Here is a 24,317-nt window from a genome sequence, read left to right as displayed (position 1 = left end):
ACACCGAAAGGCCCGAACATGACCACACCAGCGTCTCCCACGGTGATCAGCACGTACGGCGGCCGCGCGCCGCTGCCGCTCGTCTCTCTGCCGCAGGGTGAGCTTCTGACCGTCAACATCGACCAGATCCCGCTGTTCAAGGATCTTGTCGCCCCCGGCATCCACATCCAGACGCTGCGCCTGGACCCCGAGCGCGGCGAGTGGGTTTTCCTGTCCACCTTGGCACCCGGTGTCGAGCTGCCGATCCACTACCACACCGGTACGGCTCAGGTGTGGACGATCCAGGGCCGCTGGCTGTACCGCGAGTACCCCGACCAGCCGCAGACGGCGGGCTCCTACCTGTACGAGCCCGGCGGCTCGGTGCACACCTTCTACACCCCCGAGGACAACACCGAGGACACCGTTGCCCTGGCCTGGATCGAGGGTGCGCAGGTCAGCTTCAACGAGGACGGCACCTTCCACTCGGTCATGGACGCGGTGACCCTCCAGCACCTGACCGAGACCGCGGCTGCGGCGCAGGGCACCGGACCGGTCGGCTACATCCACGGCGGCGCCGCCGGCGTGATCAAGTCCTGATCGGCAGGGGAGCAGCCATGCGACCGGCGTTCGACGGCATCCGGGTCCTGGAACTGGGCCAGATCTACAACGGCCCCTACTGCGGGCTCCTGCTCGCACAACTGGGCGCCGACGTCATCAAGGTCGAGCCACCCGGCGGTGAGCCACTGCGCTTCCGCTCGCACGAGCCCATCGAGTCCCACGAGTTCGTGATGCTCAACTCCAACAAGCGCAGTGTGGTGCTCGACCTGAAGACCGACGCCGGTCGCCAGGCGCTCCTCGATCTGGTCGGGACCGCCGACGTGCTCATCGAGAACTACGCGCCGGGCACGATGGAGCGCCTCCAGCTCAGCCCGGAGCGGCTCCTCGAACACAACTCGCGGCTGATCGTGGCCTGCGGCAAGGGCTACGGGTCCACGGGCCCGTACGCCCACATGTCGGCCATGGACGTCACTGTGCAGGCGATGTCCGGAAGCGCCTCGGCCACCGGAGTGCCCGACGGGCCGCCGACCAAGGCCGGCGCCGCGTTCGTGGACTTCTCCGGCGGCATCCACCTGTTCGGGGCGATCAGCGCGGCCCTGTTCCAGCGCGAGCGCACGGGACGGGGGCAGATCGTCGAGGTCTCGATGCACGACACCATCTACCCGATGCTGGCATCCAGCCTCGGTGGCCTGCACAATCACCCCGAGCGGCAGCTTCCCGAGCGCACCGGGAACCGGCACACGGGTATGGCGGTCGCGCCGTACAACATCTACCGGACCAGCGACGGCTGGCTGGCGATCATCTGCATCGCCGAGCGGCACTGGCACGGCGTGGCGACCGCGCTCGGCCGGCCCGAGCTGATCGACGACCCCAGGTTCCGCACGCAGAAGGACCGGGTCGCCCACATCGACGCGGTAGACGAAGAGGTCTCTTCCCGCACCAGGACCCGGACGCGTGCCGAGCTGATGCGGGACCTGCAGGCCGCCGGGGTGCCCTGCGCGCCGGTGAAGTCGATCCGCGAGGTCGACTCGGACGAGCATCTGATCGAGCGCGGCATGATCCAGTACGTCGAGCACCCGGCCCGGGGCCGGGTGCCGGTCCCAGGATGCCCCCTGAGGCTCAGCGACTCACCGGTGGACCCGCTGCGGGCCGCGCCGCCGCTGGGCCGGTCGACACGGGAGGTTCTCGCGGAGCTTCCCGGCCACGCGAATGCGGCCGGCAAAGCCGGCACCCAGATCAACGGTGAGGATCCCAGGCATGTTCACACCTGAACCCGGCACTCCGCTGGCGGAGTACTACGCCCAGAACCAGCCGCGGACCGGTGCCGTCCTCACACGCCGGAGCCTCGGCACGCTGGACGCGGTGACCATCGGCCGCTACGCACTGACCATCGGCGCCACGGACCCGGTCCACTACGACGCGGCGGCCGCTCGCTCGGCCGGGTACGCGGATGTCGTGGCGCCACCGAACATGCTCGCCGCGATCGTGGAGTGGGGCATCGGCACCCCGGAGGCGCAGCTCCAGCCCGACGGAACCCCCGTCGGCGGTGACATACCCCTCGGTGACGGCGACCTGGGGCTGCGCGTGATGGGCGCCGGCGAGGAGATGGAGCTGGTCTCTCCCGTGACCGCGGGGACGGAGGTGGTCCTCGAGGCCACCCTGGAGGCGGTCACCCCCAAGCAGACCCGCTCCGGCACCTGCGTGTTCGTCACCACCATCAACACGTTCATGTCCGCCGAAGGTGCCGTCCTCAATCGCAACCGGCGCACCGTCGTACTGCGCAACCCCTTGCAGGAGTCGTAGTGTCCATCAGCTTCCAGGCCGGGGACATGCTCCCCCGGCTCAAGCACACAGCCACGCCCTTTCAGCTGTTCCGCTACAGCGCGGTCACCTGGAACCCGCACCGCATCCACTTCGACGACCGCTATGCACGCGAGGAGGGTCACGGCTCTGTCGTGCTGCACTCCCACCTGCGGGCGGCGCTCGCCCTGCGCTGCGTCACCGAGGGTCTCGGACCGGAGTGGCGCGTGACGAAGGTCGCCTACCGCCTGCGCAAGCCCGCCTATGCGCCGGCCAACCTGGTCTACACCGCCCGGGTGACGCAGGTCGAGGGCGACCGCATGACCCTCGAGCTGGTCGAGGAGCACCCCTCCGGCGAGGTGGGGTTCGAAGGGACGGTACGGGTCAGCAGGACCGGGGGCGAGAACACCGGCGGTCTTGGTACCTCTACACCGAAAGAGTCGGCATGACGTCAGCATCAGTACCGGGGCAGCGTCCCCTCCGCGTCGGGAACTGCTCCGGCTTCTACGGCGACCGCGCATCGGCCATGGCCGACATGGCCCGAGCGGGCGGCATCGACGTCCTCACCGGTGACTACCTCGCCGAGGTCACGATGCTGATCCTCGGCAAGGCGCGCGCCAAGGACAGCACGAAGGGCTACGCGACCACTTTCCTGCAGCACCTCGACGCGGCGCTCGAGCACCTCGTCGCCAACGGGATCAGGCTCGTGGTCAACGCCGGAGGACTCAACCCCGCCGGGCTGGCCGCCGCGACCCGTGAACTGGTCGCACGCCACGGTCACGACCTGCGGGTCTCCCACATCGAGGGCGACGACGTCTTCGGCAGCCTCGACGGTCTGCGGCAAGCGGGCCATACCCTGCCCCACCTGACGACCGGTCAGCCGCTGTCGGACTGGCCGCACCAGCCGCTGACGGCCAACGCCTACCTGGGCGGATTCGGCATCACGCGCGCCCTCCGCAACGGCGCCGACATCGTCGTCACCGGCCGCGTCACCGACGCCTCGTTGGCCGTCGGGCCGGCCGCCTGGTGGTGGGGATGGACGCCTGACGACCACGACGCCCTGGCCGGCGCGGTCGCCGCCGGACACGTCATCGAATGCGGGCCACAGGCGACCGGCGGCAACTTCTCCGGGTTTCGTACCGTCCCCGACCTCATGGAGCCGGGGTTCCCGATCGCCGAGATCGCCGCGGACGGCTCCTCGGTGATCACCAAGAACCCGGGCACCGGCGGTGTGGTCACCCATGACACGGTCACCGCCCAACTGCTCTACGAGATCGGTGAGCCCGCCTATCTCAACCCGGACGTGACCGCCCACCTGGACACCGCCACCCTGACTGTCCTCGGAGAGGACCGCGTCCGGATCAGTGGCGTGCGGGGCTCGGCGCCACCCGAGACGACCAAGGTCGCGATCACAGGGGTGGGAGGCTGGACGAACAGCGCGATCCTCGCGCTCACCGGCACGGACCTCGACGCGAAGGCCGCCCTGGTCGAGCGATTCGTCCAGCGCTACGCCGAGGCCGTCGACGGGCTCGACGCGGTCGCCGTCGAGCGCATCGGGCAGGCCCAGCACGACCCCGACACCCAGAACGCGGGAACCGAGCTGCTCAGGATCACCGTGCAGGGGACGCAGCAAGCCGCCGGGCGCGCCTTCTCCTCGCGCGTGGTGGAGCTGGCCCTGTCCAGCTACCCCGGGCTGTACGCCCTCGGCCCTCCGCAACCGGGGTCCGCGTTCGGTGCCTACTGGCCCGCACTGCTCGACCAGCGGACGCTCCATCACACGGTCCATCACCACGACGGCACGACGGAGAGCATCGCCCCCGGCAACCCGGACGACACCGGTGGCGAGGTGACGCCGCGGGCCGAGCCGGCGCTCCCGCAATCGGTGCCTGCACCGCGGATGGACGAACTCATCGTCGCCCCACTTGGTGAGATCGTGCACGCCCGCTCCGGCGACAAGGGCGGCGACGCGAACCTCGGCGTCTGGGTACGCGACCGGGAGGCATGGGACTGGCTCAAGTCCACCCTCACCATCGACGAGGTGCGGCGCCTTCTTCCCGAAACGCGCGAACTGGAGATCTCACGCTACGAACTCCCCCACCTGGGCGCGGTCAACTTCCTCATTCGAGGACTGCTCGGGACCGGCGCGACCTCGACACTGCGGCTCGACTCGCAGGCCAAAGCGCTCGGCGAATGGCTGCGCTCACGGAGCATCAAGGTGCCGCGATCTCTGGTGCGATCCTGAGCGAGCCATGACCGAAGCGGCGGAGAAACCGTGCGTCGAGCGGAGCCTGTGGCAACCGCTCCTCTCTGACAGTTGCTGTCGCGGACTCGTGCGACATGGTGTTCCACGCCGGCGATCGCGGCGTCCGTCACACAGCCGAACATGCCCAGACGGTCGTCGAGATGACGACACCACGTGTCGGAGGCCACATGCCCGTTGACGATCAGCCCATCCCCCGTGCCCGCGGCCTCACCCCCGCCTCTGTCCTCGCCGCAGCCGCGGCGCTGAATACGATCCACGAGGCCCTGCACACCGCCCGGACAACGCGGGACGAGGAGCAACCCGAGCCCGGCCGGACCGGCTCGGAGCAGACGCTCGCAGCGCTCCTGCTGCTCCGCGAAGCACGCGATCAACTCGCCGAATGGGAACCGGGCCTGAATCGAAGCGGCCCGGGACGCGCGCGTCAGCTGGGCCGACCTCGCCCACCCCCTCGGCGTCTCCACTCGTCAGGCCGCCGAACGCCGCTACCTGCGCATACGCCCCGGACAGCCCGGGTGCACGGGCGAGCAGCGGGTACAGGCCACCCGCGACCGCCGCGCCGCCGACCGCGCCATCGCCGCCTGGGCCCGCACCAACGCTGCGGACCTACGCCAACTCGCCGGCCAGATCACCGCGCTCCCCGACCTCCCCGCCACCGCCCGCACCCCGCTCGCCGACCTCATCACCGCCCTCGCCGACAACGACGCGGCCGCCCTCGTCGGCCCCCTCACCGCTACGCACGCACACCTTGCGTCCGACCACCCTGACCTCGCGGCGCGCGTCAATGATGTCGCCCGCCACACCGACCAACTTCGCCAACGCAGCGCCGACCAGCGCCGGAACCGAGCGTGACCTCCGCACCCTCGGGCTCTCCCCGCTGCGGAGTGATGGGGTTGTTCTCGCGGCCTCCCCGGTCGAAGTGCAGCCGCGCTGTCGGCGGCCTTCGGCGCCTGAGCACCGGTACTCACGAGAGCACCGGCGCCGCCGGCATGGCGCCTCTACTTCTGAGCCGACCACCCTCGGGTGCTCGGACTTCGAATCCCGCGTGGCCAGACGGCGAGAGTGCCGTCAGGCCCAGGCGACGGCGTCCTCGACGGGTACGCGGGGCAGTCGCGGGAACCACGGGGTCACCCTGAGCCTGCCGGCCCAGCGCATCGAGCAGCTCACCGGGACAGATCGATGAGCTGAATCAGCGCCTGACCCAGCTCGTCGAACGCCACGCCCCGCAACTGCTCACACCAGTGGGCGTCGGCCCGGACAGCGCCGTGACCTTGCTAATCACCATGAAAGACAACCCCGAGCGGCTGACCACCGAAGCGTCCTTCGCGGCCCTGTGCGGAGTCAGCCCCATCGAGTACTCCTCGGGCCGTCGAACCTCGCGCCGGCTCAACCACGGCGGTGACCGGTAGGCGAACGCCGCTCTGTACCGCATCGTGTTCACCCGGCTGCGCCACGACGCCCGCACCCAGGCGTACTACGAGCGCCGCATTCAGGAGGCCAAGACCCGGCGTGAGATCATCCGATGCCTCATGCCATATGCCGCCCGCGAAGTCTCCGACCTGGTCAGGACGGCATCTGCCGATCCCCCCGCTATAGGGGCGTCCGTGCTCGGGCTGACCGAGCAGCAGGGGGAGGTGTCGCTCGACGCGCGGCGGAAGATGCGTCCCCGATCGTCTGGCGTCGTCTCGGACCGGCTCCTCCGTGCCTGGTCAGGAGAGACCTGATGCCCGGAGGACCGCCTGCAGTGTCTCGTCGTCGATGCGGTGGCCCAGCCGGTCCAGGACATCCGCCCCCTGCCGCAGCGTCCCGCGCTCCAGTGAGCGGCGCACACCCGCGTCGACCTCGTGCCAGAGCAAGGGGTTGGCCGCAAGGGTCCGCGGATCGAGTTCCAGGCGGTGGCCGTGGATGTCCCGCAGGACCAGGTGGGAGGAAGGGCCGTCGTACTGCCGTACCGCCGTCAGCGCGTCCGTGCGGACGACGTGCCGGTGCCAGGGTGTGCGTACCGCGAGCCAGCCGGGGCCCGCGCTCACCCGGGGCGGCAGCAGGACGGCGCCCACCGCCGTGGACAGGCTGATCCACAGCAGGGCGCGCAGGGGCGTGAGGCTCCTCGCGTCCCAGTCGACGAGCAGGGCCATGGCGCAGAACAGCAGGGCACAGCTCACCGCGAGCCGAGCGCTGCCACGCCAGTGGCGGTCACCGGCCGGGTCCGTCGGGCCGTTCCGCTGCATGGAGCCGACGCTAGAAGGCCCTGCCGACTCCGGCGACCGACGCTGACGGGGCCCTAACGCCGAACGGTTGAATCTTGACGGGATCCTGACGCCGCCGTCTGCTCAGCCGGTGTGGACGCGGGGGCGCCGCTCCCGGTCCGGTTCCGCCTCGCGCAGGACCTCGCGGGTGACCGGGGCGACCTCGCCCTGGCCGAAGAGGAAGAAGCGCAGGAAGTTGGCGAAGGGGCCGCCCTCGGTCCATTCGAAGTAGATGTGCGGCGTGCAGCCGGTGCTGTCGCGGACATGGAGGAGAAGCGCGGCCAGGGCGTTGGGGATGGAGGCGGACTCCAGGGTCAGCACTCGGTAGCGGTCGTGCAGGACCTCACCGCGCACTGTCAGGCTCGCCTCGAACTCGGAGGGGTCGGTGACCGTGACCTCGACGAAGACGAAGTCCTCCTGCTCCGGCAGATCGTTGTCGGCCCGGATCTGCTCGATCTTGTCGCGATACTCGGCCTTGTCCCGCAGGCCCGGGTGGTTGGCGATGAAACGGATTCGGCGGTGGGCCATGTCCCGGACGAATCGTTCTGCCATGTCGTCCAGCTCGACATGGGTGACGCGCAGCTCGAAGGCGCGGGCGAGGCGGGACAGCAGCGAGACCAGGATGATGCCCGCGATGAAGCAGGCACCGATCTTCACACCGTCGGGACGCTCGATGACGTTCACGACGGTCGTGTAGAGGAACACCGCCGAGATCACGCCGAAGGCGATGGTCCAGCCGCGCTGTCCCGCCTTGCGCGCCGCTATGGTCACCGCGATCGCCGCGGAGCTGATCAGCACCAGCACACCGGTGGCGTAGGCGCCGCCCTGCGCGTCGACGTCGGCGTCGAAGATCCAGGTGACCAGGAAGGCGATGAGGGTGAAGACGATGACCATCGGGCGCACGGCGCGGGCCCAGTGCGGGGCCATGCCGTAGCGGGGCAGGTAGCGCGGCATCAGGTTCAGCAGGCCGGCCATGGCGGAGGCGCCGGCGAACCACAGGATGGCGATGGTCGAGATGTCGTAGACCGTGCCGAAGGCGCCGCCGAGGTACTCGTGGGCGAGGTAGGCGAGCGCGCGGCCGTTGGCCTGGCCGCCGGTCTTGAACTCGTTCTCCGGGATGAGCAGGGTGGTGATGAAGCTGGTGGTGATCAGGAAGCCGCTCATGATGACGGCGGCGCTGGTGAGCAGCTTCTTGGTGTCCCGGATCCGGCTGGTGGGCCGCTCCTCGGTGTCGCTGTCGTCGCCCTGGACGTGGGGCATGACGGCGACGCCGGTCTCGAAGCCGGACAGGCCGAGCGCGAGCTTGGGGAAGACGATCAGGGCCACGCCGACCATGACGAAGATGTTGCCGTGCTGGGTCGTCAGGGCGCTGCTCCAGTCGGTGATCACGTGCCCGGCGGTGACGATGTGCCACAGGCCGACGATCACGACGACGAGGTTCAGGGCGAGGTAGATGCCGACCAGGGCGACCGCGACGCCGATCGCCTCCATGAAGCCCTTGAGGAAGACCGCGCCGAGCAGGGCCACCAACAGGAGGGTGATCAGCATCTGGTGGCCGTGCAGGGTGCTGGTGAAGTGCGGGTTCTCCACCAGGTGGGTGGAGGCGTCGGCGGCGGAGAGGGTGATGGTGATGAGGAAGTCGGTGGCCGCGAAGCCCAACAGGGTCAGGACGAACAGCTTGCCCTGCCAGAAGGAGAGCAGCCGCTCCAGCATGGAGATGGAGCCCTCGCCGTGTGGGCTTTCCTCGGCCACCCGCCGGTACACCGGGAGGGCGCCGGCGAGGGTGACTATGACGAGCACGATGGTCGCGATCGGGGAGAGCAGTCCGGCTGCCAGGGCCGCGATGCCCGGCTGGTAGCCGAGGGTCGAGAAGTAGTCGACGCCGGTCAGGCACATCACGCGCCACCAGCGCTGGCCCTTGTGAGCGGGCTCCGGCGCGGCATGCGGTCCGGTATGACCGCCGTGCTTGCCCATGTCGGACAAGCCTTCCAGCATCCACGTCCGCAATCGGCTCGGCGGCGGTTGTTCGGTGGTGGTGGCCATCGAGGTGCTCTCCAGATGTGCGGCTCAGCGTGGGTGTTCCGGCCATCACGCGGACGGAGGCACCAGCGTAAGCAGCAAGAGACGCATGGGCCCGTGAGCGATTTCACCGCGTGCGTCAATCTTCCGTTAAGACCGGCCGGGTGAACGTCGGTGGCACATCAGGATCAAGAAGTGACCATTGCCCGGGCGCGGATCGGGCTGTATAGGGGCAACGCGCCGGTCAGGACAGGGGTTAGGGGCGGAGGGCCAGCGTCATGTCGTACGGCGTCTCCTTGCCGCCGCGCAGCCAGGTGATGCGGACCCGCAGGCTGCTCGCCTCCGGATGCAGGGCCGGATGCCCACTGAGGCTGCCGTCGGTGCAGGTGCCGTCCGGATGGGTGCCGTAGGCACCGCCGCGGTCGTCGTACTCGTTGCCGAGGTCGTCCACGGCCTCCAGCACCGGGAGTACGAGGGACTCGCTGCCGGACTCGGGCAGCGGTGGCGTCATCCGGTAGTGGAGGGTGAAGGAGTCCTCGCCGCGCTTCAGCCGGGTGATCGTGAGGTCGCGGCTGCCTTTAAGGATCGGGAGGGTGAGGAGCGGGGGTTTCCTGGTCTTCTCGGTCACGGGCGCATCTCTCTTCAATCTGCTAAGCGCTGAGCCGAGGGTGTGCCACCGGGCTTCCCACCGCGTAGTGGACGTACTCGCGGACCAGACGGAAGCCGGCGTTCCAGGCCAGTAGACGGCTGGCGCGGTTGTGGAGCGAGCAGTTCCAGCTGGGCGTGTGGCCGCGGTAGGTGATGTCCGTGCACAGAGCGGTGACACAGGCCAGCGCGAGGTGGTGGCGCCTGTGGTCGAGGACGGTGTAGACGGCCACGTCCTCGTAGCCGGTGCCGCGGAAGAAGGTGCAGGCCACCGCCTGGATGCGGCCGGTGCGGCCCACAGCGGCCCAGGCGTGGCCGGAGGAGGCGAGGCCGCGTGGCCCGCCCCAGCTGGCCGAGAGCCAGGAGGCGTCCGGGCCGAGTTCCTGCACCGCGTCGGTGTCCGCAGGTTCCAGGCGCCGTACTGTCACCCCGTGCGGGACGGTTGCGGGCTGGGGCGTGGCCTGGAGCGTCCAGATCATGCGCTCCCATGGGGTGAGCCGGTCGAAGGCGGTGCCTAGGGCGGGCAGCAACCGTGCCGGGGCCTCGACCCGGTTGCCGGCCAGCGGGGCGAGGACGTCCGGCGTCAACTCCTCCGGGCTGCCGCGCAGTACGACGTGGCCGGCGCAGGAGACGGCCACAGTGTTCGGCTGGACGGGCCGGTCGGCCCACCAGCGTCCGATGCCGGTGGCCAGCACGTGCTCGCCGATCGTGGAGGGACCGGGTGAGTGGGTGGGGAACCAGCGCGCGAGCGCCCGCGGGTCCGGCGGGGAGACCTCGATCATCGATACCTCGTGGTGTTGGTGAATGCGGACGGGGCGGGCGGACGGGGATCGTTGGCCCCTGTCGCCCGCCCCATCGGCGCCGGTCAGCTCTGGCCGGCCTTGCTGCCGTGGTTGGCCTTCTTCTTGCGGCGGTCCTTCTTCTTGCGGGCGCGCTTGGACATGTACGGCAACTCCCTCTGCTCGGAATGTTCTTCAGGCGGCGGTACGGCCGACCAGCAGGTCCGCCAGCTTGTTGAGGCGCCTGATCGTGCGGTCCTCGGTCGCGGCCGGGGCGGGGTCGACGCGCTCGTCGCGGTCGTAGTAGGCGCCGTTGACGATCTCGACGGCCGGGTCGCAGAGCCGGACCACGTGCGCGGCGCCTTCGGCGGGGGAGATGCCCTCGTGGGAGTAGAGGGGAAGCAAAGTGGTGTCGCAGACGCCCGGGTGGACGGATACGGCGGTGACGCGCGGGTCGGCGGCGAAGACAGTGAGGGCGAGCTGGGACTGGGCGTAGGCCGCGAGCCGGGAGTAGCGGCGGGCGCGGTTGGGGTCGGCCCACTGGATGGACCCGGTGCGGTGCAGGGAGGAGGAGACGTTGACGACGCGCCCGCCCGGGTCGCTGGTGAGCGCCGGTTCCAGCAGGCAGGTCAGCAGGTAGTGGGCGAGGAAGTTGACCTGGAAGGCGATCTCGTTGCCGTCGGCGGTGACGGTGTGCCGCTCTGGAGCGGCCATGCCCGCGTTGTTGACGAGTACGTCGAGGTGCGGTCGCTCGGTGATCACTGTGCGGGCGAGTGCCTCGACCTCCTCCAGGTGGGAGAAGTCGGCCCCGTACGGTCGCAGTTGGGCGGGCTGGATGTCTGTCGTGGCAGCCAGGCGGTCTGCCGCCGCCCGCGCCTCCTCGGCGGTACGGCCGTGCAGCAGCACGGTGGCGCCGCGCTCGGCGAGTTGGCGGGCGGTCTCGTGACCGATGCCGGAGGTGGCGCCGGTGACCAGGACGGTACGAGAGGAAAGGGCTGAATCGGGCATGATCCCATCCGGGGGTGCGGGCATGCCTACGCCGCCCGGCGAAGGGCGGTGGGCATGCGGTGAGGAAGGTGGAGCGAGGGGCGCCGGAGCCGATCACGGCGCCCCTCGGGTCACGGAAAGCGGCGTCGGCGGGACGCGGCGTCAGCGCGGCATGGCGTCGGCGGGACGCGATACCGGCGTGGCACGGGCGCTTCCGGTCAGCGCGGCTCGCGACGCGACGGCCGAGCGGGACTCGGAGGTCGGTCGAAGAGGAGCCAGGCGCTGTTCACGATGTCCATGGAAGCCGTCCCGCACCCGCCGGGCAAGCCGGAGCCCCGTTCTCTGACGGGCCTCTGACGTGCACATACGGCTCCTTGACGGGCGAGCCAGGACACCGGGCGTGGCTCAGCCAAGGCCGGGCACCCCCGAGATCAGCAGGTCGATCAGCTTGATGCCCACGAAGGGCAGCACGAGGCCGCCGAGTCCGTAGACGAGCAGGTTGCGCCGCAGCAGGTCGTGGGCGGAGGAGGGCGTGTAGCGCACGCCGCGCAGGGCGAGCGGGATCAGGGCGACGATGATCAGGGCGTTGAAGATGATCGCGGAGGTGATCGCGGAGGTCGGGCTGTGCAGGCCCATCACGTTCAGTGACTCCAGGCCCGGGTACGAGCCCGCGAACATGGCCGGGATGATGGCGAAGTACTTCGCGACGTCGTTGGTGATGGAGAACGTCGTCAACGCGCCGCGCGTGATGAGGAGTTGCTTGCCGATCTCCACGATCTCGATCAGCTTGGTCGGGTTGGAGTCGAGGTCTACCATGTTGCCGGCCTCCTTGGCTGCCGACGTACCGGTGTTCATCGCCACGCCGACATCCGCCTGGGCCAGTGCGGGGGCGTCGTTGGTGCCGTCACCCGTCATCGCGACCAGCTTGCCGCCCTCCTGCTCCCGCTTGATGAGCGCGAGTTTGTCCTCGGGGGTGGCCTCGGCGAGGTAGTCGTCGACGCCCGCCTCCTTGGCGATGGCCTGGGCGGTCAGCGGGTTGTCTCCGGTGATCATCACCGTGCGGATGCCCATGCGGCGCAGCTCGGCGAAGCGTTCGCGGATACCGTCCTTGACGACGTCCTTGAGGTGGATCAGGCCCAGCACGCGCGGCCCGTCCCAGTCGTGCACCGCCACCAGCAACGGTGTTCCTCCGGAGGCGGCCACGGCGTCGGCGTACGTCCGTGCCTCGGGCGGCACGTGGCCGCCGTACATCTGTACCCACTCGATGACCTGTTGGGCGGCGCCTTTGCGGATGGCGCAGACGGCGCCGTTCGGCCAGCGCAGGTCGACCCCGCTCATCCGGGTCTGCGCGCTGAAGGCCACCCAGCGGGCTTGCGTCAGCTCGCTCTCGGCCGGGGCTCGTAGCCCGTACCGATTCTTGGCCAGGACCACCACGGAGCGGCCCTCCGGTGTCTCGTCGGCCAGCGAGGAGAGCTGGGCGGCGTCCGCGAGCTGCCGTTCGTCGATCCTGGGCAGTGGGACGAAGGCGGCGGCCTCGCGGTTGCCGAGCGTGATGGTGCCGGTCTTGTCGAGCAGCAGGGTGTTCACATCACCCGCAGCCTCGACCGCCCGGCCCGACATGGCCAGCACGTTCCGCTGCACCAGCCGGTCCATGCCGGCGATGCCGATCGCGGACAGCAGGGCGCCGATCGTCGTCGGGATGAGCGTGACGAGGAGCGCGACCAGCACGGTCGTGGACTGGGCGGCGCCTGCGTACTCGCCCATCGGCTGGAGCGCGACCACCACCAGCAGAAAGACGATCGTGAGCGAGGCCAGCAGGATGTTCAGCGCTATCTCGTTCGGGGTCTTCTGCCGGGAGGCGCCTTCCACGAGCGCGATCATCCGGTCCAGGAAGCTGTGCCCGGGGCGGGCGCTGACCCGGACGACGATCCGGTCGGACAGCACCGTCGTCCCGCCCGTGACTCCGCTGCGGTCTCCGCCCGCCTCCCGGATCACCGGCGCCGACTCGCCGGTCACCGCGGACTCGTCCACGGCCGCGACCCCGTCGATGACATCGCCGTCGGCCGGAATCATCTCGCCCGCTTCGACGAGCACGACGTCCAGCGGCCTCAGGTCGGCGGCGGCGACGGCCTCGGTGCGGGCGGTGTCGAGGTTCGTGCCGTAGTTCCAGTGCTCCAGCCGTAGCGCCACTGTGTCCGTGCGGGCCCGGCGAAGCGACTCGGCCTGTGCCTTGCCGCGGCCCTCGGCGACGGCCTCGGCGAGGTTGGCGAAGACGACCGTCAGCCACAGCCACAGGCTGATGACCCAGGTGAACACCGCCGGGTGCAGTAACGCCGACAGTGTGGTCAGGACCGCGCCCACGGACACGACGAACAGCACCGGGTTCTTCACCAGGACGCGCGGATGCAGTTTGCGCACCGCCTCGGGGAAGGAGCGCACGAGCTGGGCGGGCTCGAACAGCCCGCTGGGAGCGCGCCGCCTCGGCCTTCGCTCGGGTCCGGTCCGGGCTCCGCGCTCGGGGCGTGACGGTGGGGCCTTCTCGGGGGCAGCGGGAAGCATGGACACCTTCGTGTCTCGATGGGTGACAGGGACGGATGGGTGACGGGCACGCGGTCACGGACCGTGCGGCGCCGGGGCCCCGGCGCCGCACGGCGGCGCACGGACGCCGGCACGGGACGATGTAAGACGTCGTGCGCGGGTGCCTGCCCCTCGGACACGCACCAGACCGCCTTCGCGCCGCTTCGGAGTGGGGGACTCCTTCAGTCGTGGGGCCGCTGACGTCCGCGGCCCCCGTCGGCGGCCGACAACGAATCTAGCCCCGTTCCCCGTCGCGACCGCCGTGCTCGGCGGGGAATTGGCGGCACTCATACGGCCGAGGCGCCGCCGCCGTCAAAGTGCCGTCAAACAAGGCTGAGGAACCATCAGGGACCCGTCAATGTCAGCCGCCGATGGCCGAATCCCGCCGCAGACTGATCACCAACGGGGGACGGGCGACCGTCCGTGGCGGTGACGTTGGAGGGACCGTGGCTCTCACGGCCGGATCAGCGCAGGGTTCTCGGACCGAGCAAGGAGCACCGCCACGAAGAGCGGCGGTCGCCCAGCCAGGGGGCAGCCCCGGACCGGGCCAGCGAGGGGGTTCGCGGACGGCCGGACCGGGTCCGGGGCTGCGCCTGAGGCGACGGACCGAGGCCGCGCGGGCCGCTCTGCGCCGCCGCTACTGGGCCTCCGTGCCCGCGCGGCTGCGCCTTCTGCGCGCGGCCACGGTCCTGCTCACCGCTGCCCTCGTCACACTCCTGCTGGTGGCCGGGCTCGCAACCCTCGGTACCTGGAGCAGCGTGGCCGACCGCGACGCGCCCCGCACCACCAGCGCCGCCGACCTCGATCTGGCCCTGAACGACATGGACGCCCAGGCCGCCAACATCCTGCTGTCGAGCGGCGACGCGGGGAAGGGGCGGCTGCAGACGCCGTATTCGAAGGCCGTCGGCTTCTACGGCGACGCCCGGCGCGAGATCGGTCACGACCTGCGCACGCTCGCCGTCGCCGCGCAGGGCAGCGGGGCCGACGAGAAGACCGTGGAGTCGCTGACCGACGACTTCGCCGAGTACCAGGAGCTGGTCGGCCGGGCCCTGGAGAACGACGGCCACCACGGCGGCAAGCCGGCCGCCCTCGCCGACTACCGGCGCGCCACGGACCTACTACGCACCCAACTCCTCCCAGCCGCCGGCGATTTGGTGTCTTCCAACGATGCGGCCTTCGAAGCCGAGTACTCCTCGGCGCGCTCCACCCTCTCCGCGCAGTTCGCCGCCGTCCTGGCCCTTGGTGTGCTCCTGCTGGCCGTGCTCGGCGTCCTGCAGTGGTACCTCGCGCGCAGCTTCCGGCGCATCCTCAACCCCGGTGTGCTGGCCGGCACCGTCTGCACCCTGCTCGCGGTGATCCTCGGCTCCCAGATGCTGTCCGCCTCCGCCGATCACCTGCGCGTGGCTAGGCACGATGCCTTCGACTCCGTCGTCGCCCTCTCCCGCGCCCGTGCCATCGCCTACGACGCCAACGCCGACGAGAGCCGCTACCTGCTCGACCCGCAGCGCCGCGACCAGTACGCGGAATCGTTCCTCGCCAAGTCGCAGCAGTTGTACGGCTTGAAGGGCGCCACGCTGTCGACGTACGACGACGAACTGGCCACTACCTGGCAGGCGTACCGGGCCGACCACCGCGACCTGCGCTTCACCGGCGAGTTCCGCCGCGAGCTGGACAACATCACCTTCCCCGGCGAGCGGACCGCTGCGGAGAGGACGGTGGACACCTACGCCGTCTACCAGCGCGACGACCGGAAGATCCGCGCGCTGTTCGCGGCCGGCAAGGAGCAGCAGGCGGTCCAGTTCTGCATGGACTGGGCGCCGGGGACGTCCAACGCCCACTTCGGTGCGTGGATGGGCGCGCTGGACAAGGTGGCGGGCATCAACCGGGCCCACTTCGAGTCCTCCGTCGACGGGGGCCGCTCAGCGCTGAACGGCCTGCTGCCGTGGGCGGGCGGACTGCTGGGCGCGGCGATGCTCCTGACCTTGCTGGGGCTGCGGCCACGGTTGGCCGAGTTCCGCTGAGCTGCCACGGGCAGCTGCCCTCACCCCATCGGGCCAGGGCACGTCAAGGCGGTGTCAAGGTCTCCGGCACCGCCGCCAAGAAACCGCTAACACTCGCGCCGAACGCTCCGTGAAGCGGCTTTCTTGGAGGAGGAGCTTTCTGGAGCAGGGGAGTTGGATCAGTGAGCGGAGCGCGTCGACGGCCATGAGTGACGTACGGTCCGGACGGCTGAAGGTCTACCTCGGGGCGGCCCCGGGGGTCGGCAAGACGTACCGGATGCTCGACGAGGGGCGGCGCCGTGCCGTCCGCGGTGCGGATGTGGTGGTGGGCTTCGTGGAGTGCCACGGGCGCCCGCACACGCAGGCGATGGTCGACGGCCTGGAGGTTGTCCCCCGGGCCTGGTGCTCCTACCGCGGCGGTGATTTCGAGGAGATGGACCTGGCCGCGGTGTTGGCGCGCCGCCCGCAGGTGGCGATCGTCGACGAGTTCGCCCACAGCAACGTTCCCGGCGAGGGCCGCAACGCCAAGCGGTGGCAGGACATCGAGGCCCTGCTCGACGCCGGCATCGACGTGATCACCGCGGTGAACATCCAGCATCTGGAGTCCCTCAACGACGTGGTCGAGAAGATCACCGGGGTGCCGCAGCACGAGACCGTACCCGACGAGGTGGTACGGCGGGCCTGGCAGATCGAGCTGGTGGACATGTCGCCCGAGGGCCTGCGGCGCCGTATGGCGCACGGCAACATCTACGCCCCGGAGAAGATCGACGCCGCCCTCGCCAACTACTTCCGGCCCGGCAACCTCACGGCCCTGCGGCAGCTGGCGCTGCTGTGGGTGGCCGACCGGGTCGACGAGGCACTCCAGGAGTACCGCTCGCAGCACGGCATCGGCGGGGTGTGGGAGACCCGGGAGCGGGTCGTCGTCGCCCTGACCGGTGGCCCGGAGGGGGACACCCTGGTCCGACGAGCGGCCAGGATCGCGGACCGGTCGGCGGGCGGAGACCTGCTGGCGGTGCATGTGGCCCGCAGCGACGGCCTGGCCGGTGGGGTTTCGGCGGCCTCGCTGGCCCGGCAGCGCCGGCTGGTGGAGGACCTGGGCGGCAGCTACCACTCGGTGGTCGGCGACGACGTGGCTACCACCCTGGTGGAGTTCGCCCGGGCCGAGAACGCCACCCAGCTGGTGCTCGGCACCAGCCGCCGCGGTCGGCTGGCCCGTTTCCTCACCGGGCCCGGCACGGGGGAGACCGTGACCGAGCTGTCCGGTGACATCGACGTGCACCGGGTCACCCACGAGCGGGCCGGGCGCGGCACCTTGCTGCCCTCCCGCCGTCGCACGTTGTCGACGGCCCGGCTGATCGCGGGCCCGGTGGCCGGGCTGGTGCTACCGGTCCTCCTCACCACACTCCTGGCTCAATTGCGGGGCACGCTGAACCTGACCAGCGAGGCCCTGCTGTTCCTGCTCGCCGTGGTGGGCGTGGCCTGCATAGGCGGGGTCGCCTCGGCGGTGATCGCGTCGGTGACGGCGTCCCTGCTGCTCAACTACTGGTTCATCCCGCCCATCGGCTCCTTCACCCTGGACGACCCGAACGCATTGCTGGCCCTGACGGTGTTCGCGGTCGTGGCGGCCACCGTCGCCGCGGTCGTCGACCGCTCCCTGCGCCTGGCACGCCGCTCCGCCCGGGCGACCGCCGAGGCCGAGACCATGTCGTCGCTGGCCGGAAGCATCGTCCGCGGCGAGGCGACCATCCCCGCCCTGCTGGAGCGGACCCGCGAGACCTTCGGCATGGAATCGGCCGATCTGCTGGACGAGCCGCCCGATACGGCCGGGGCGACGGCCGTTCCCGCAGGCCCCGGCGCCTACCTCGTGCTGCGCGGCCGTACTCTCTCCTCCTCCGAGCGGCGGGTGCTGGCCGCGTTCGCCGCGCACGTCGGCTCAGCGGTGGAGCGGGCGCGGCTCGCTGAGGCGGCGGCCGAAGTGGAGCCGGTCAAGGCCGCCGACCGGCTGCGTACGGCGCTGCTGCGGGCCGTCGGCCACGACCTGCGCACCCCGCTTGCGGCCGGCTGGGCCGCAGTCACCTCCCTGCGTAGCCGGGACGTCGAGTTCTCCCCGGAGGACCGCGAGGAACTTCTGGCCACCGCCGACGAGTCCATGGCCAAGCTCAACCGGCTGGTGGAGAACCTTCTCGACCTCAGTCGCCTGGAGGCCGGCGCTCTTACGCTGAACCTGCGAGAGACCTCCTTGGAGGAGGTGCTGCCGATGGCGCTGGCGGACGTGTCGGAGGTCGAGGTGGCGAACGTGGAGGACATCCCGGCGGTGCTGGCCGACCCGCCGCTGTTGGAGCGAGTGATCGCCAACCTGGTCGGCAACGCCGCGCGCCACAGCCCGCCCGGGAAGAGGGTGCTGGTCACCGCGAGTGCCCTGGCGGGCCGGGTGGAGTTGCGAGTGGTGGACCGGGGGCCGGGGCTTCCCCCCGACGGCCGCGACCGGCTCTTCGAGCCCTTCCAGCGGCTCGGCGACACCGACAACACGACGGGACTCGGACTCGGGCTGGCCCTCGCCCGCGGCCTGACCGAGGCCATGAACGGCACCCTCAGCCCCGAGGACACCCCCGGAGGCGGACTGACCATGGTCGTCTCGCTGCCGTTCGCGGCACGGACGGTGGGTGCCGAACCGACCGAGCAGAGCGTAGGAGGTGCGTGATGAGCACTGTGCCCGGCACCTGGAAACTGCACCGCACGCGAGGAAGCCGGGCTGCGCGGCCCTTGCCGCTGCGGGACTGGCTCGCCCTGACGGCGGGCCTGGCCGCCCCGTTCCTCGTGGCCCTGGCCCTCGTCCCGCTCCGTTCGGGCCTCACGCACACGAACGCCGCCCTCGTCCTCGTCGTCGTGGTCGTCGCCGTGGCCGCCCTGGGCAGCCGTACGGCGGGCGCGGTCGCGGCGCTGTCGGCGGCGGCCTGGTTCGACTTCTTCCTCACCCGGCCGTACGAGACCTTCGACATCACCGCATCCGCCGACATCGAAACGGCAGTGCTGTTGCTGGTCGTCGGCGTGATCGTCGCCCAGCTCGCGGCCCGTGCCCGCCGGCTGGAGGTCATGGCTGTGACCGACGCGGACCACCTGGCGCGGATCCACCGGACGGCCGACCTCGTGCAGTCCGCCAACTCGGCGGACATCGTGGTCGACCACGTCCGAGGCGAGCTGACCGGCCTGCTCGGCCTGCGAGCCTGCCGCTTCGAGTACGGCACGCTCCTGGGCCGCCCGCCGCGCCTGGAGAAGGACGGCAGCGTGACGGTGGGCCGCCGCACCTGGAACCCGGACACCGACGGGTGGCCGGAGGGCGAGATCGAGCTGCGCGCGTACGGCAACGGCCACTACCTCGGCCGCTTCATGATCACCCCCGGCCCCGGACCGGTGCCCCCGCTCCAGGCTCGGCTGGTCGCGGTGACCTTGGCCGACCAGACGGGTGCCGCGCTGGACACGGCTGGACCGGTACGTGGGGGATGAGGCCGGACATCGCGGAAACAGCACGGAGGCGATGAAGCCGGGCGCGCGGCGGATTCCCTGACGCGATCCTGACGCCGGGGCGGCCGCCCGGCGGAACGGCGCCGCGTCTCCCGCCGTTCCTTTCCGGTGTGACGTCAACTCTCCATCTCCGCCAGGAACTTGGCCAGCGCTCCCAGCATATGGTGATCTTCGGTGACGACGGACTCGCGCACCGGCTCGCCCTCGAACTGGACGCGGTGTGCGGCGAGGTCGTCACCGTGGTGGTGCCGTCCCGGGACGACGAGTACGGCGCCCAGATCTCCGCGCTGCACGAGGACCCGCGCTCGCCGGTCGAATTGCTCGTCTCCGCGCGCCCGGACGAGCGGACCCTGCGGGCCGCCGGGGTGGAGCGGGCCGCCGCGCTCGCCCTCACCTACCGCGACGACCAGGTCAACATGACCGCCGCCCTGCTGGCCCGCACCCTGAACCCGTCCGTGCGGTTGGTGGTGCGAATGTTCCACCGTGAGCGAGGCCGGCACCTGGAGCGGTTGCTGGACCGGGCCGCCGGTCTGTCTCCTGAGGCGGCGCAGGACACCTCCACCACCGTGCTGTCGGACGCCGACACCGCCGTACCCGAACTCGTGGCGGCAGCCGCCGTCGGCCACGGCCACACCCTCCAGGTCGAGGACAAGGTCTTCCGCGGTGTCGTCCGCCCGGCCGGCACCCCGTCGCACACCACCGACCTGGCCACGCTCGCAGTCCTGTCCGGTGCCCACCAGGACGACCCGGCGAGCCAGGACAGCCCGGAGACGCCCGGCGAGGAGGGCACCCAGCTGCTGCCGGACACCCGGACCGCGTATCACCGCCAGTTCACGCACGGCCGCTTGATGCTGGAGGAGGTCACCCATCATCACGGGCCCGAACCGGCCCGCCGCAGTCGGCGCGGTCGTACCGGGGCCTGGCTGCGGGCCCGGCTGGCGCACCTGCCGTGGAAGGTGTTCCTCTCCCGAGAGCTCACCGCTGTCTTCGGCGCGCTCGGGGCGATGGTGCTGGCCCTGGCCGCCGCCACGGCGCTGTTCGCGGACGAGCACCCGTGGTGGAAGAACCTGTACCTGCCGATGCTGGACATCTTCACGATGGGCGACCCGGCCACCAACGAGTCAGTCGCCCGCCGCATCCTCCAGCTCGTCGCAGGTTTCGTCGGCCTGGCCGTGCTGCCGCTCGTCGTGGCCGCCACGCTGAACGCCACCGAAGCCTTCCGCGCCGCCTCCGCGAGCCATCCGCCGGACGAGGACACCAGCGGCCACATCGTCCTCGTCGGCCTGGGGAAGATCGGCACCCGGGTGCTGGCCCGGTTGCGCACCACTGACCACCAGGTCGTGGTGATAGAACGCGACCCGCACGCGCGCGGTGTCGCGTTCGCGCGCGAACTCGGCGTCCCGCTGATCCTGCAGGACGCCACCGCCCCCGGCGTTCTCGATCTGTCCCGGGTCCGGCACAGCCGCTCCCTGCTCGTTCTGACCCGTGACGACGGTCAGAACCTGGACATCGTCATGGCGGCACGGGAGACCAACTCCGCGGTGCGGGTGGTCATGCGGCTCTACGACGACGACCTTGCGGCGACCGTCCAGCGCACCCTGCGCGCCTCGTACCCGGACGCGCTCACCCGCAGCCGAAGCGTTTCCGCGCTGGCCGCTCCGTCCTTCGCCGCCGCCATGATGGGGCGCCACGTGTTGGGTGTGATGCCGGTGGAGCGGGGCTCGCTGCTGTTCACCTGCGTTGACGTGGCCGGGCATCCGGAGTTGGAGGGGCGCTCGGTGCACGAGGCGTTCCGGGAGAACGAGTGGCGGGTGCTCGCCGTCGGGGCCGTGACTCCTGCGGTGCAGGTCTCCTCCGTGGACACCCTCACCGGCCTGCGCGCCAAGCGGTCCGGCTTCGACTGGCGTCCGGCGCAGGGCCGGGTGCTGCGCGCCGGTGACCGGGTGGTCCTGGCGACCACACGGCGCGGGCTGGACATCCTCATGACGGGCGTACAGCCGCATCCGGCAAACCGCCGGGACTGAGGCGCCCTAGTCCAGACCGGACGCTTTGAACACGGCCCGCGCCGTCTCTCGGTCCATGCGGATCGAGAGACGGCGCAGCGCGGTCTGGCCGCACAGCAGCAGTCCGTCGTCCGCTGCCATCCGGGCGCCCTCGTTCAGACGGAACCACAGGTGCGGGTTGCGGACGAGGACCTCGGATCGATCTCGACGCGGCCGCCCAGGGCGTCCCGCAGCAGGAGCCGCGGCGAGATGCCGTCCACGCAGCGGACCGACACCAGCAGATCCGTCCGCACACGTTGCTCGCGCACCAGCCTTCGACAGGCCAGCCAGTTCCCGCCCGCGGACACCCGGGCGGGATACAGCACGATGAAGAGCAGCGCGGCGAGCGTGAACCACAGCGCGGCGCGCCACACAGCGATCCGGCCGGAGCCCCAGTCGGTCAGGAGCAGCAGGGCGAGCAGTACGCCGGCGCAGCGGACGGCGCTCCACAACTCCCGCGTCCATTCGCGGTCGTGCACCGCCGCTCCTGATGCATCAGGGCGTCCCATGACGCAGACGGTAGCTACCTGGGGAAGCTGATCAGCAGACCTTGACGTGGCTCTGACGGAGATACCCGTCAAGATCACGTCAAGGTCTGCCGGTCGGGCGCGAAGATGCCGCAAGGAACGGACGTACAGGGCGGGAAACGGTCAGAACCTGGGTGCACCCGCGCGCACTTCGACCCTCGTGCGCGGCTGAACGAAGAAGGAGCACGCGCCCATGTCCGTCCTGACCACCGAGCAGCCGGATGCCGTCCCCGCCGGCGAGGAGCCGCCTGATACCGGCGAACGTCACCGGCTGACTGCCGTCACGGGGCTCGCGGCCCTGTCGCTGGACGCCATGGCGTCGGTGGCGTACGGCCCCGAGGCCATCGTCCTCGTCCTGGCCGCCGCGGGCGCGCACGGACTGGGCTTCACGATGCCGGTGACGCTGGCCATCGCGGCCCTGCTCGCGGTTCTCGTGGCCTCCTACCGGCAGGTGATCGCGGCCTTCCCGGACGGCGGCGGCTCCTACGCCGTGGCGAAGACGCATCTCGGCGCCCGCACGAGCCTGGTGGCCGCAGCCTCGCTCGTGCTGGACTACGTGCTCAACGTCGCGGTCGCGGTGACCGCGGGCGTGGCCGCCCTGACCTCCGCCCTCCCCTCCCTCTACGGCGACCGGCTGTGGCTGTGCCTGGCGATACTCGCGCTGATCACGGGTGTCAATCTGCGGGGGATCGTGGAGTCGGCGAAGGCGTTCATCGTGCCGACCGTCGTGTTCGTCGGCTCGATCTTCGTCCTCATCGGCGTGGGGCTGTTCCGTTCCCGTCCCGTGAGCACGGCGACCGCGGCCGGACACGTCTCGGTCCTCGCCGACAACGCCTCCTCCGTGGGCGCGCTCCTTCTGCTGAAAGCTTTCGCTTCCGGGTGTGCCGCGCTGACCGGCGTGGAGGCCATCGCCAATGCCGTCCCCTCCTTCCGGGTGCCGCGGGTGCGCCGGGCGCAGCGCGCCGAGGTCGTCCTCGGCGCCGTCCTGGGCCTGATGCTGATCGGCCTGTCGGTGCTGATCGGCCGCTTCCACCTCCAGCCGGTCGAGGGTGTCACGGTCCTCGCCCAGCTCGCGGACGCCGCGCTCGGCCACAACTGGGCCTTCTACGTCATCCAGTTCGCGACGATGATCCTGCTGGCGCTGTCGGCGAACACCTCCTTCGGCGGGCTGCCGGTGCTGCTGAAGCTGCTTGCCCGCGACAACTACGCGCCGCATGTCTTCGCGCTGAAGGCCGACCGTCAGGTGCACCGGCACGGTGTTCTGGCGCTCGCCGTGGTCTCGGCCGCGTTGCTGGTCTTCTCCGGCGGGGACACCAACACGCTGGTGCCGATGTTCGCGATCGGTGTCTTCGTCGGCTTCACGATCGCCCAGGTGGGCATGGTCCGGCACTGGCGGCTCGAAAAGGGCGTCGGCTGGCGCGGGAAGGCGCTGCTCAACGGGTTCGGGGCCGTCCTCACCGGGGTCGCCGCCGTCGTGGTCACCGCGAGCAAGTTCACTGAGGGAGCGTGGCTGATCGTCGTCGCGCTGCCGCTGCTGGTGGTCGCCTTCGGGATCGTGCACCGCGCCTACGGCCGGATCGGCGAGCGGCTCGGGCTCGGTCGGATCCCGGAGGTGCCCCGCCGCGACCGTTCGCTGGTGGTCGTGCCGGTGTCCTCGCTGTCCCGGCTGACCTCGGAGGCGCTGACCGCGGCCGCCTCCCTTGGCGACGAGGTCCGCGCGGTGACCGTCTGTCATCCCGACCCAGAGGATCGGGCGCATCTGCACGCGCTTGAGCGTTCCTGGGCGGAGTGGGATCCGGGGGTGGAGCTGGTGCGGCTGTCCTGCGAGCGGCGCAGTCTGGGCCGTCCCATCGCCGCGTACGTCCGTGAGCTGGCCGCCGCCGAGCCCGGCACCCGGGTCACCGTGCTGATCCCGGAGACCGAGCCGGAGCGGCTGTGGCAGCGGCTGCTGCAGAACCAGCGGGGTGCCGTCGTCGCGCACGCCGTGCGGCGGGAGACGGACGCGGTGATCTGCCGGCTGCGCTTCCGGCTGCCGTGAGCTGGGTCACCTACTGTCACCGACTCCTACTTACCGGTACGAGCCAGGAGTCGTAAGAGTCCCGTCAAAGGTTCCGGGTCCGCCGTAAGAGGGTCGTCAACGGGCGACCAGAACCGGCCAGAGAGGCGCTTTCCTCTTACACGTCCGTTTCAACCGAACCTCACTCCAGGAGTTCGCGATGGCCGATCTGGCCTTCGTCGTCACCGTGCTCGCGGGTTTCGCGCTGGTGGCCCTTGTCGCCAAGGGGGTGACGAAGCTGTGACCGTCGAGAACGTCGTCGGCCTGGTCGTGGCCGTCGCTCTGCTGGGCTATCTCGTCCTCGCCCTGATCTTCCCGGA

At 70.7% G+C, this 24,317-nt stretch carries 20 protein-coding genes and 1 pseudogene; 13 read left to right on the top strand and 8 right to left on the bottom strand.

The window, feature by feature from the left end; translation table 11 throughout:
* The first annotated feature begins 42 nt into the window (after window positions 1-42).
* The 7 genes and pseudogenes from ACFYOH_RS39590 (at window position 43) to ACFYOH_RS39560 (ending at window position 6,006) form a co-directional block, all read left to right on the top strand.
* Window positions 43-576 (top strand): 2,4'-dihydroxyacetophenone dioxygenase family protein, encoded by a 534-nt coding sequence (locus tag ACFYOH_RS39590; protein ID WP_388635972.1) that lies wholly within the window; start codon window positions 43-45, stop codon window positions 574-576.
* Window positions 577-593: 17 nt separating this feature from the next.
* Window positions 594-1,808 (top strand): CaiB/BaiF CoA transferase family protein, encoded by a 1,215-nt coding sequence (locus tag ACFYOH_RS39585; protein ID WP_388635970.1) that lies wholly within the window; start codon window positions 594-596, stop codon window positions 1,806-1,808.
* A complete protein-coding gene (locus ACFYOH_RS39580; RefSeq protein ID WP_388635968.1) occupies window positions 1,795-2,340 on the top strand; it encodes a MaoC family dehydratase N-terminal domain-containing protein in 546 nt (181 codons plus the stop codon). Before ACFYOH_RS39585 ends, ACFYOH_RS39580 begins: the two co-directional genes overlap by 14 nt.
* Window positions 2,340-2,786 carry a MaoC/PaaZ C-terminal domain-containing protein gene (locus ACFYOH_RS39575; protein WP_365333767.1) on the top strand — a complete coding sequence of 149 codons (447 nt, stop codon included), beginning with the start codon at window positions 2,340-2,342 and terminating at the stop codon, window positions 2,784-2,786. Before ACFYOH_RS39580 ends, ACFYOH_RS39575 begins: the two co-directional genes overlap by 1 nt.
* Window positions 2,783-4,579 carry an acyclic terpene utilization AtuA family protein gene (locus tag ACFYOH_RS39570; RefSeq protein WP_388635966.1) on the top strand — a complete coding sequence of 599 codons (1,797 nt, stop codon included), beginning with the start codon at window positions 2,783-2,785 and terminating at the stop codon, window positions 4,577-4,579. The genes ACFYOH_RS39575 and ACFYOH_RS39570 overlap by 4 nt, the downstream gene beginning before the upstream one ends.
* A 188-nt stretch (window positions 4,580-4,767) precedes the next feature.
* Window positions 4,768-5,449 (top strand): annotated as a pseudogene (locus tag ACFYOH_RS39565) (type III effector protein).
* 431 nt (window positions 5,450-5,880) lie between these two features.
* Entirely contained in the window at window positions 5,881-6,006 is a 126-nt protein-coding gene (locus ACFYOH_RS39560; RefSeq protein WP_388635964.1) for a transposase, read from the top strand.
* Between the two features lie 300 nt (window positions 6,007-6,306).
* Here ACFYOH_RS39560 and ACFYOH_RS39555 read toward each other — a convergent pair whose 3' ends face one another.
* The 7 genes from ACFYOH_RS39555 to kdpB all read right to left on the bottom strand — a co-directional run bounded on the left by ACFYOH_RS39555 (window position 6,307) and on the right by kdpB (window position 13,832).
* Window positions 6,307-6,825 (bottom strand): hypothetical protein, encoded by a 519-nt coding sequence (locus ACFYOH_RS39555; RefSeq protein WP_388635962.1) that lies wholly within the window; start codon window positions 6,823-6,825, stop codon window positions 6,307-6,309.
* A 102-nt stretch (window positions 6,826-6,927) separates the two neighbouring features.
* The gene (locus ACFYOH_RS39550) at window positions 6,928-8,886 is read right to left on the bottom strand and encodes an amino acid transporter (RefSeq protein ID WP_388635960.1); all 1,959 of its coding nucleotides are present in this window, start codon (window positions 8,884-8,886) and stop codon (window positions 6,928-6,930) included.
* 232 nt (window positions 8,887-9,118) lie between these two features.
* Window positions 9,119-9,490, bottom strand: coding sequence for a hypothetical protein (locus ACFYOH_RS39545; protein ID WP_388635958.1), 372 nt, complete (start codon window positions 9,488-9,490; stop codon window positions 9,119-9,121).
* Between the two features lie 22 nt (window positions 9,491-9,512).
* Window positions 9,513-10,289: a GNAT family N-acetyltransferase gene (locus ACFYOH_RS39540; RefSeq protein WP_388635956.1), complete on the bottom strand. Its 777-nt coding sequence runs from the start codon at window positions 10,287-10,289 to the stop codon at window positions 9,513-9,515.
* Between the two features lie 83 nt (window positions 10,290-10,372).
* Window positions 10,373-10,450: a 50S ribosomal protein bL37 gene (locus ACFYOH_RS39535; RefSeq protein ID WP_373310759.1), complete on the bottom strand. Its 78-nt coding sequence runs from the start codon at window positions 10,448-10,450 to the stop codon at window positions 10,373-10,375.
* Window positions 10,451-10,481: 31 nt separating this feature from the next.
* Entirely contained in the window at window positions 10,482-11,294 is an 813-nt protein-coding gene (locus ACFYOH_RS39530; RefSeq protein WP_388635954.1) for an SDR family NAD(P)-dependent oxidoreductase, read from the bottom strand.
* A gap of 384 nt (window positions 11,295-11,678) precedes the next feature.
* Window positions 11,679-13,832, bottom strand: a complete 2,154-nt coding sequence (kdpB, locus tag ACFYOH_RS39525) for a potassium-transporting ATPase subunit KdpB (protein ID WP_388635952.1) — start codon at window positions 13,830-13,832, stop codon at window positions 11,679-11,681.
* A 668-nt stretch (window positions 13,833-14,500) separates the two neighbouring features.
* Between kdpB and ACFYOH_RS39520 the strand changes: the two genes are divergently transcribed.
* From ACFYOH_RS39520 to ACFYOH_RS39505, 4 genes are all read left to right on the top strand, one after another.
* Entirely contained in the window at window positions 14,501-15,871 is a 1,371-nt protein-coding gene (locus tag ACFYOH_RS39520) for a hypothetical protein (protein ID WP_388635950.1), read from the top strand.
* 184 nt (window positions 15,872-16,055) lie between these two features.
* Entirely contained in the window at window positions 16,056-18,551 is a 2,496-nt protein-coding gene (locus ACFYOH_RS39515; RefSeq protein ID WP_388635948.1) for an ATP-binding protein, read from the top strand.
* The gene (locus ACFYOH_RS39510) at window positions 18,551-19,354 is read left to right on the top strand and encodes a DUF4118 domain-containing protein (RefSeq protein ID WP_388635946.1); all 804 of its coding nucleotides are present in this window, start codon (window positions 18,551-18,553) and stop codon (window positions 19,352-19,354) included. The genes ACFYOH_RS39515 and ACFYOH_RS39510 overlap by 1 nt, the downstream gene beginning before the upstream one ends.
* A 179-nt stretch (window positions 19,355-19,533) precedes the next feature.
* Window positions 19,534-21,396, top strand: coding sequence for an NAD-binding protein (locus tag ACFYOH_RS39505; RefSeq protein ID WP_388635944.1), 1,863 nt, complete (start codon window positions 19,534-19,536; stop codon window positions 21,394-21,396).
* A gap of 134 nt (window positions 21,397-21,530) precedes the next feature.
* Here the strand turns inward: ACFYOH_RS39505 and ACFYOH_RS39500 are convergent, their stop codons facing one another.
* Window positions 21,531-21,923, bottom strand: a complete 393-nt coding sequence (locus ACFYOH_RS39500; protein ID WP_388635942.1) for a hypothetical protein — start codon at window positions 21,921-21,923, stop codon at window positions 21,531-21,533.
* Between the two features lie 211 nt (window positions 21,924-22,134).
* On the opposite strand from ACFYOH_RS39500, the gene ACFYOH_RS39495 reads away from it, so the two are divergent.
* Complete coding sequence (locus tag ACFYOH_RS39495; RefSeq protein WP_388635940.1) at window positions 22,135-23,979, top strand: APC family permease; 1,845 nt, start codon at window positions 22,135-22,137, stop codon at window positions 23,977-23,979.
* A 258-nt stretch (window positions 23,980-24,237) separates the two neighbouring features.
* Window positions 24,238-24,317 (top strand): potassium-transporting ATPase subunit F (locus tag ACFYOH_RS39490; RefSeq protein WP_388636093.1); only part of this gene is annotated, 80 nt, incomplete at its 3' end.

The organism is Streptomyces sp. NPDC007856, from assembly GCF_042868225.1.
In the GTDB taxonomy this organism is placed as follows: domain Bacteria; phylum Actinomycetota; class Actinomycetes; order Streptomycetales; family Streptomycetaceae; genus Streptomyces.
This window is presented reverse-complemented; position numbering and strand designations above follow the sequence as displayed.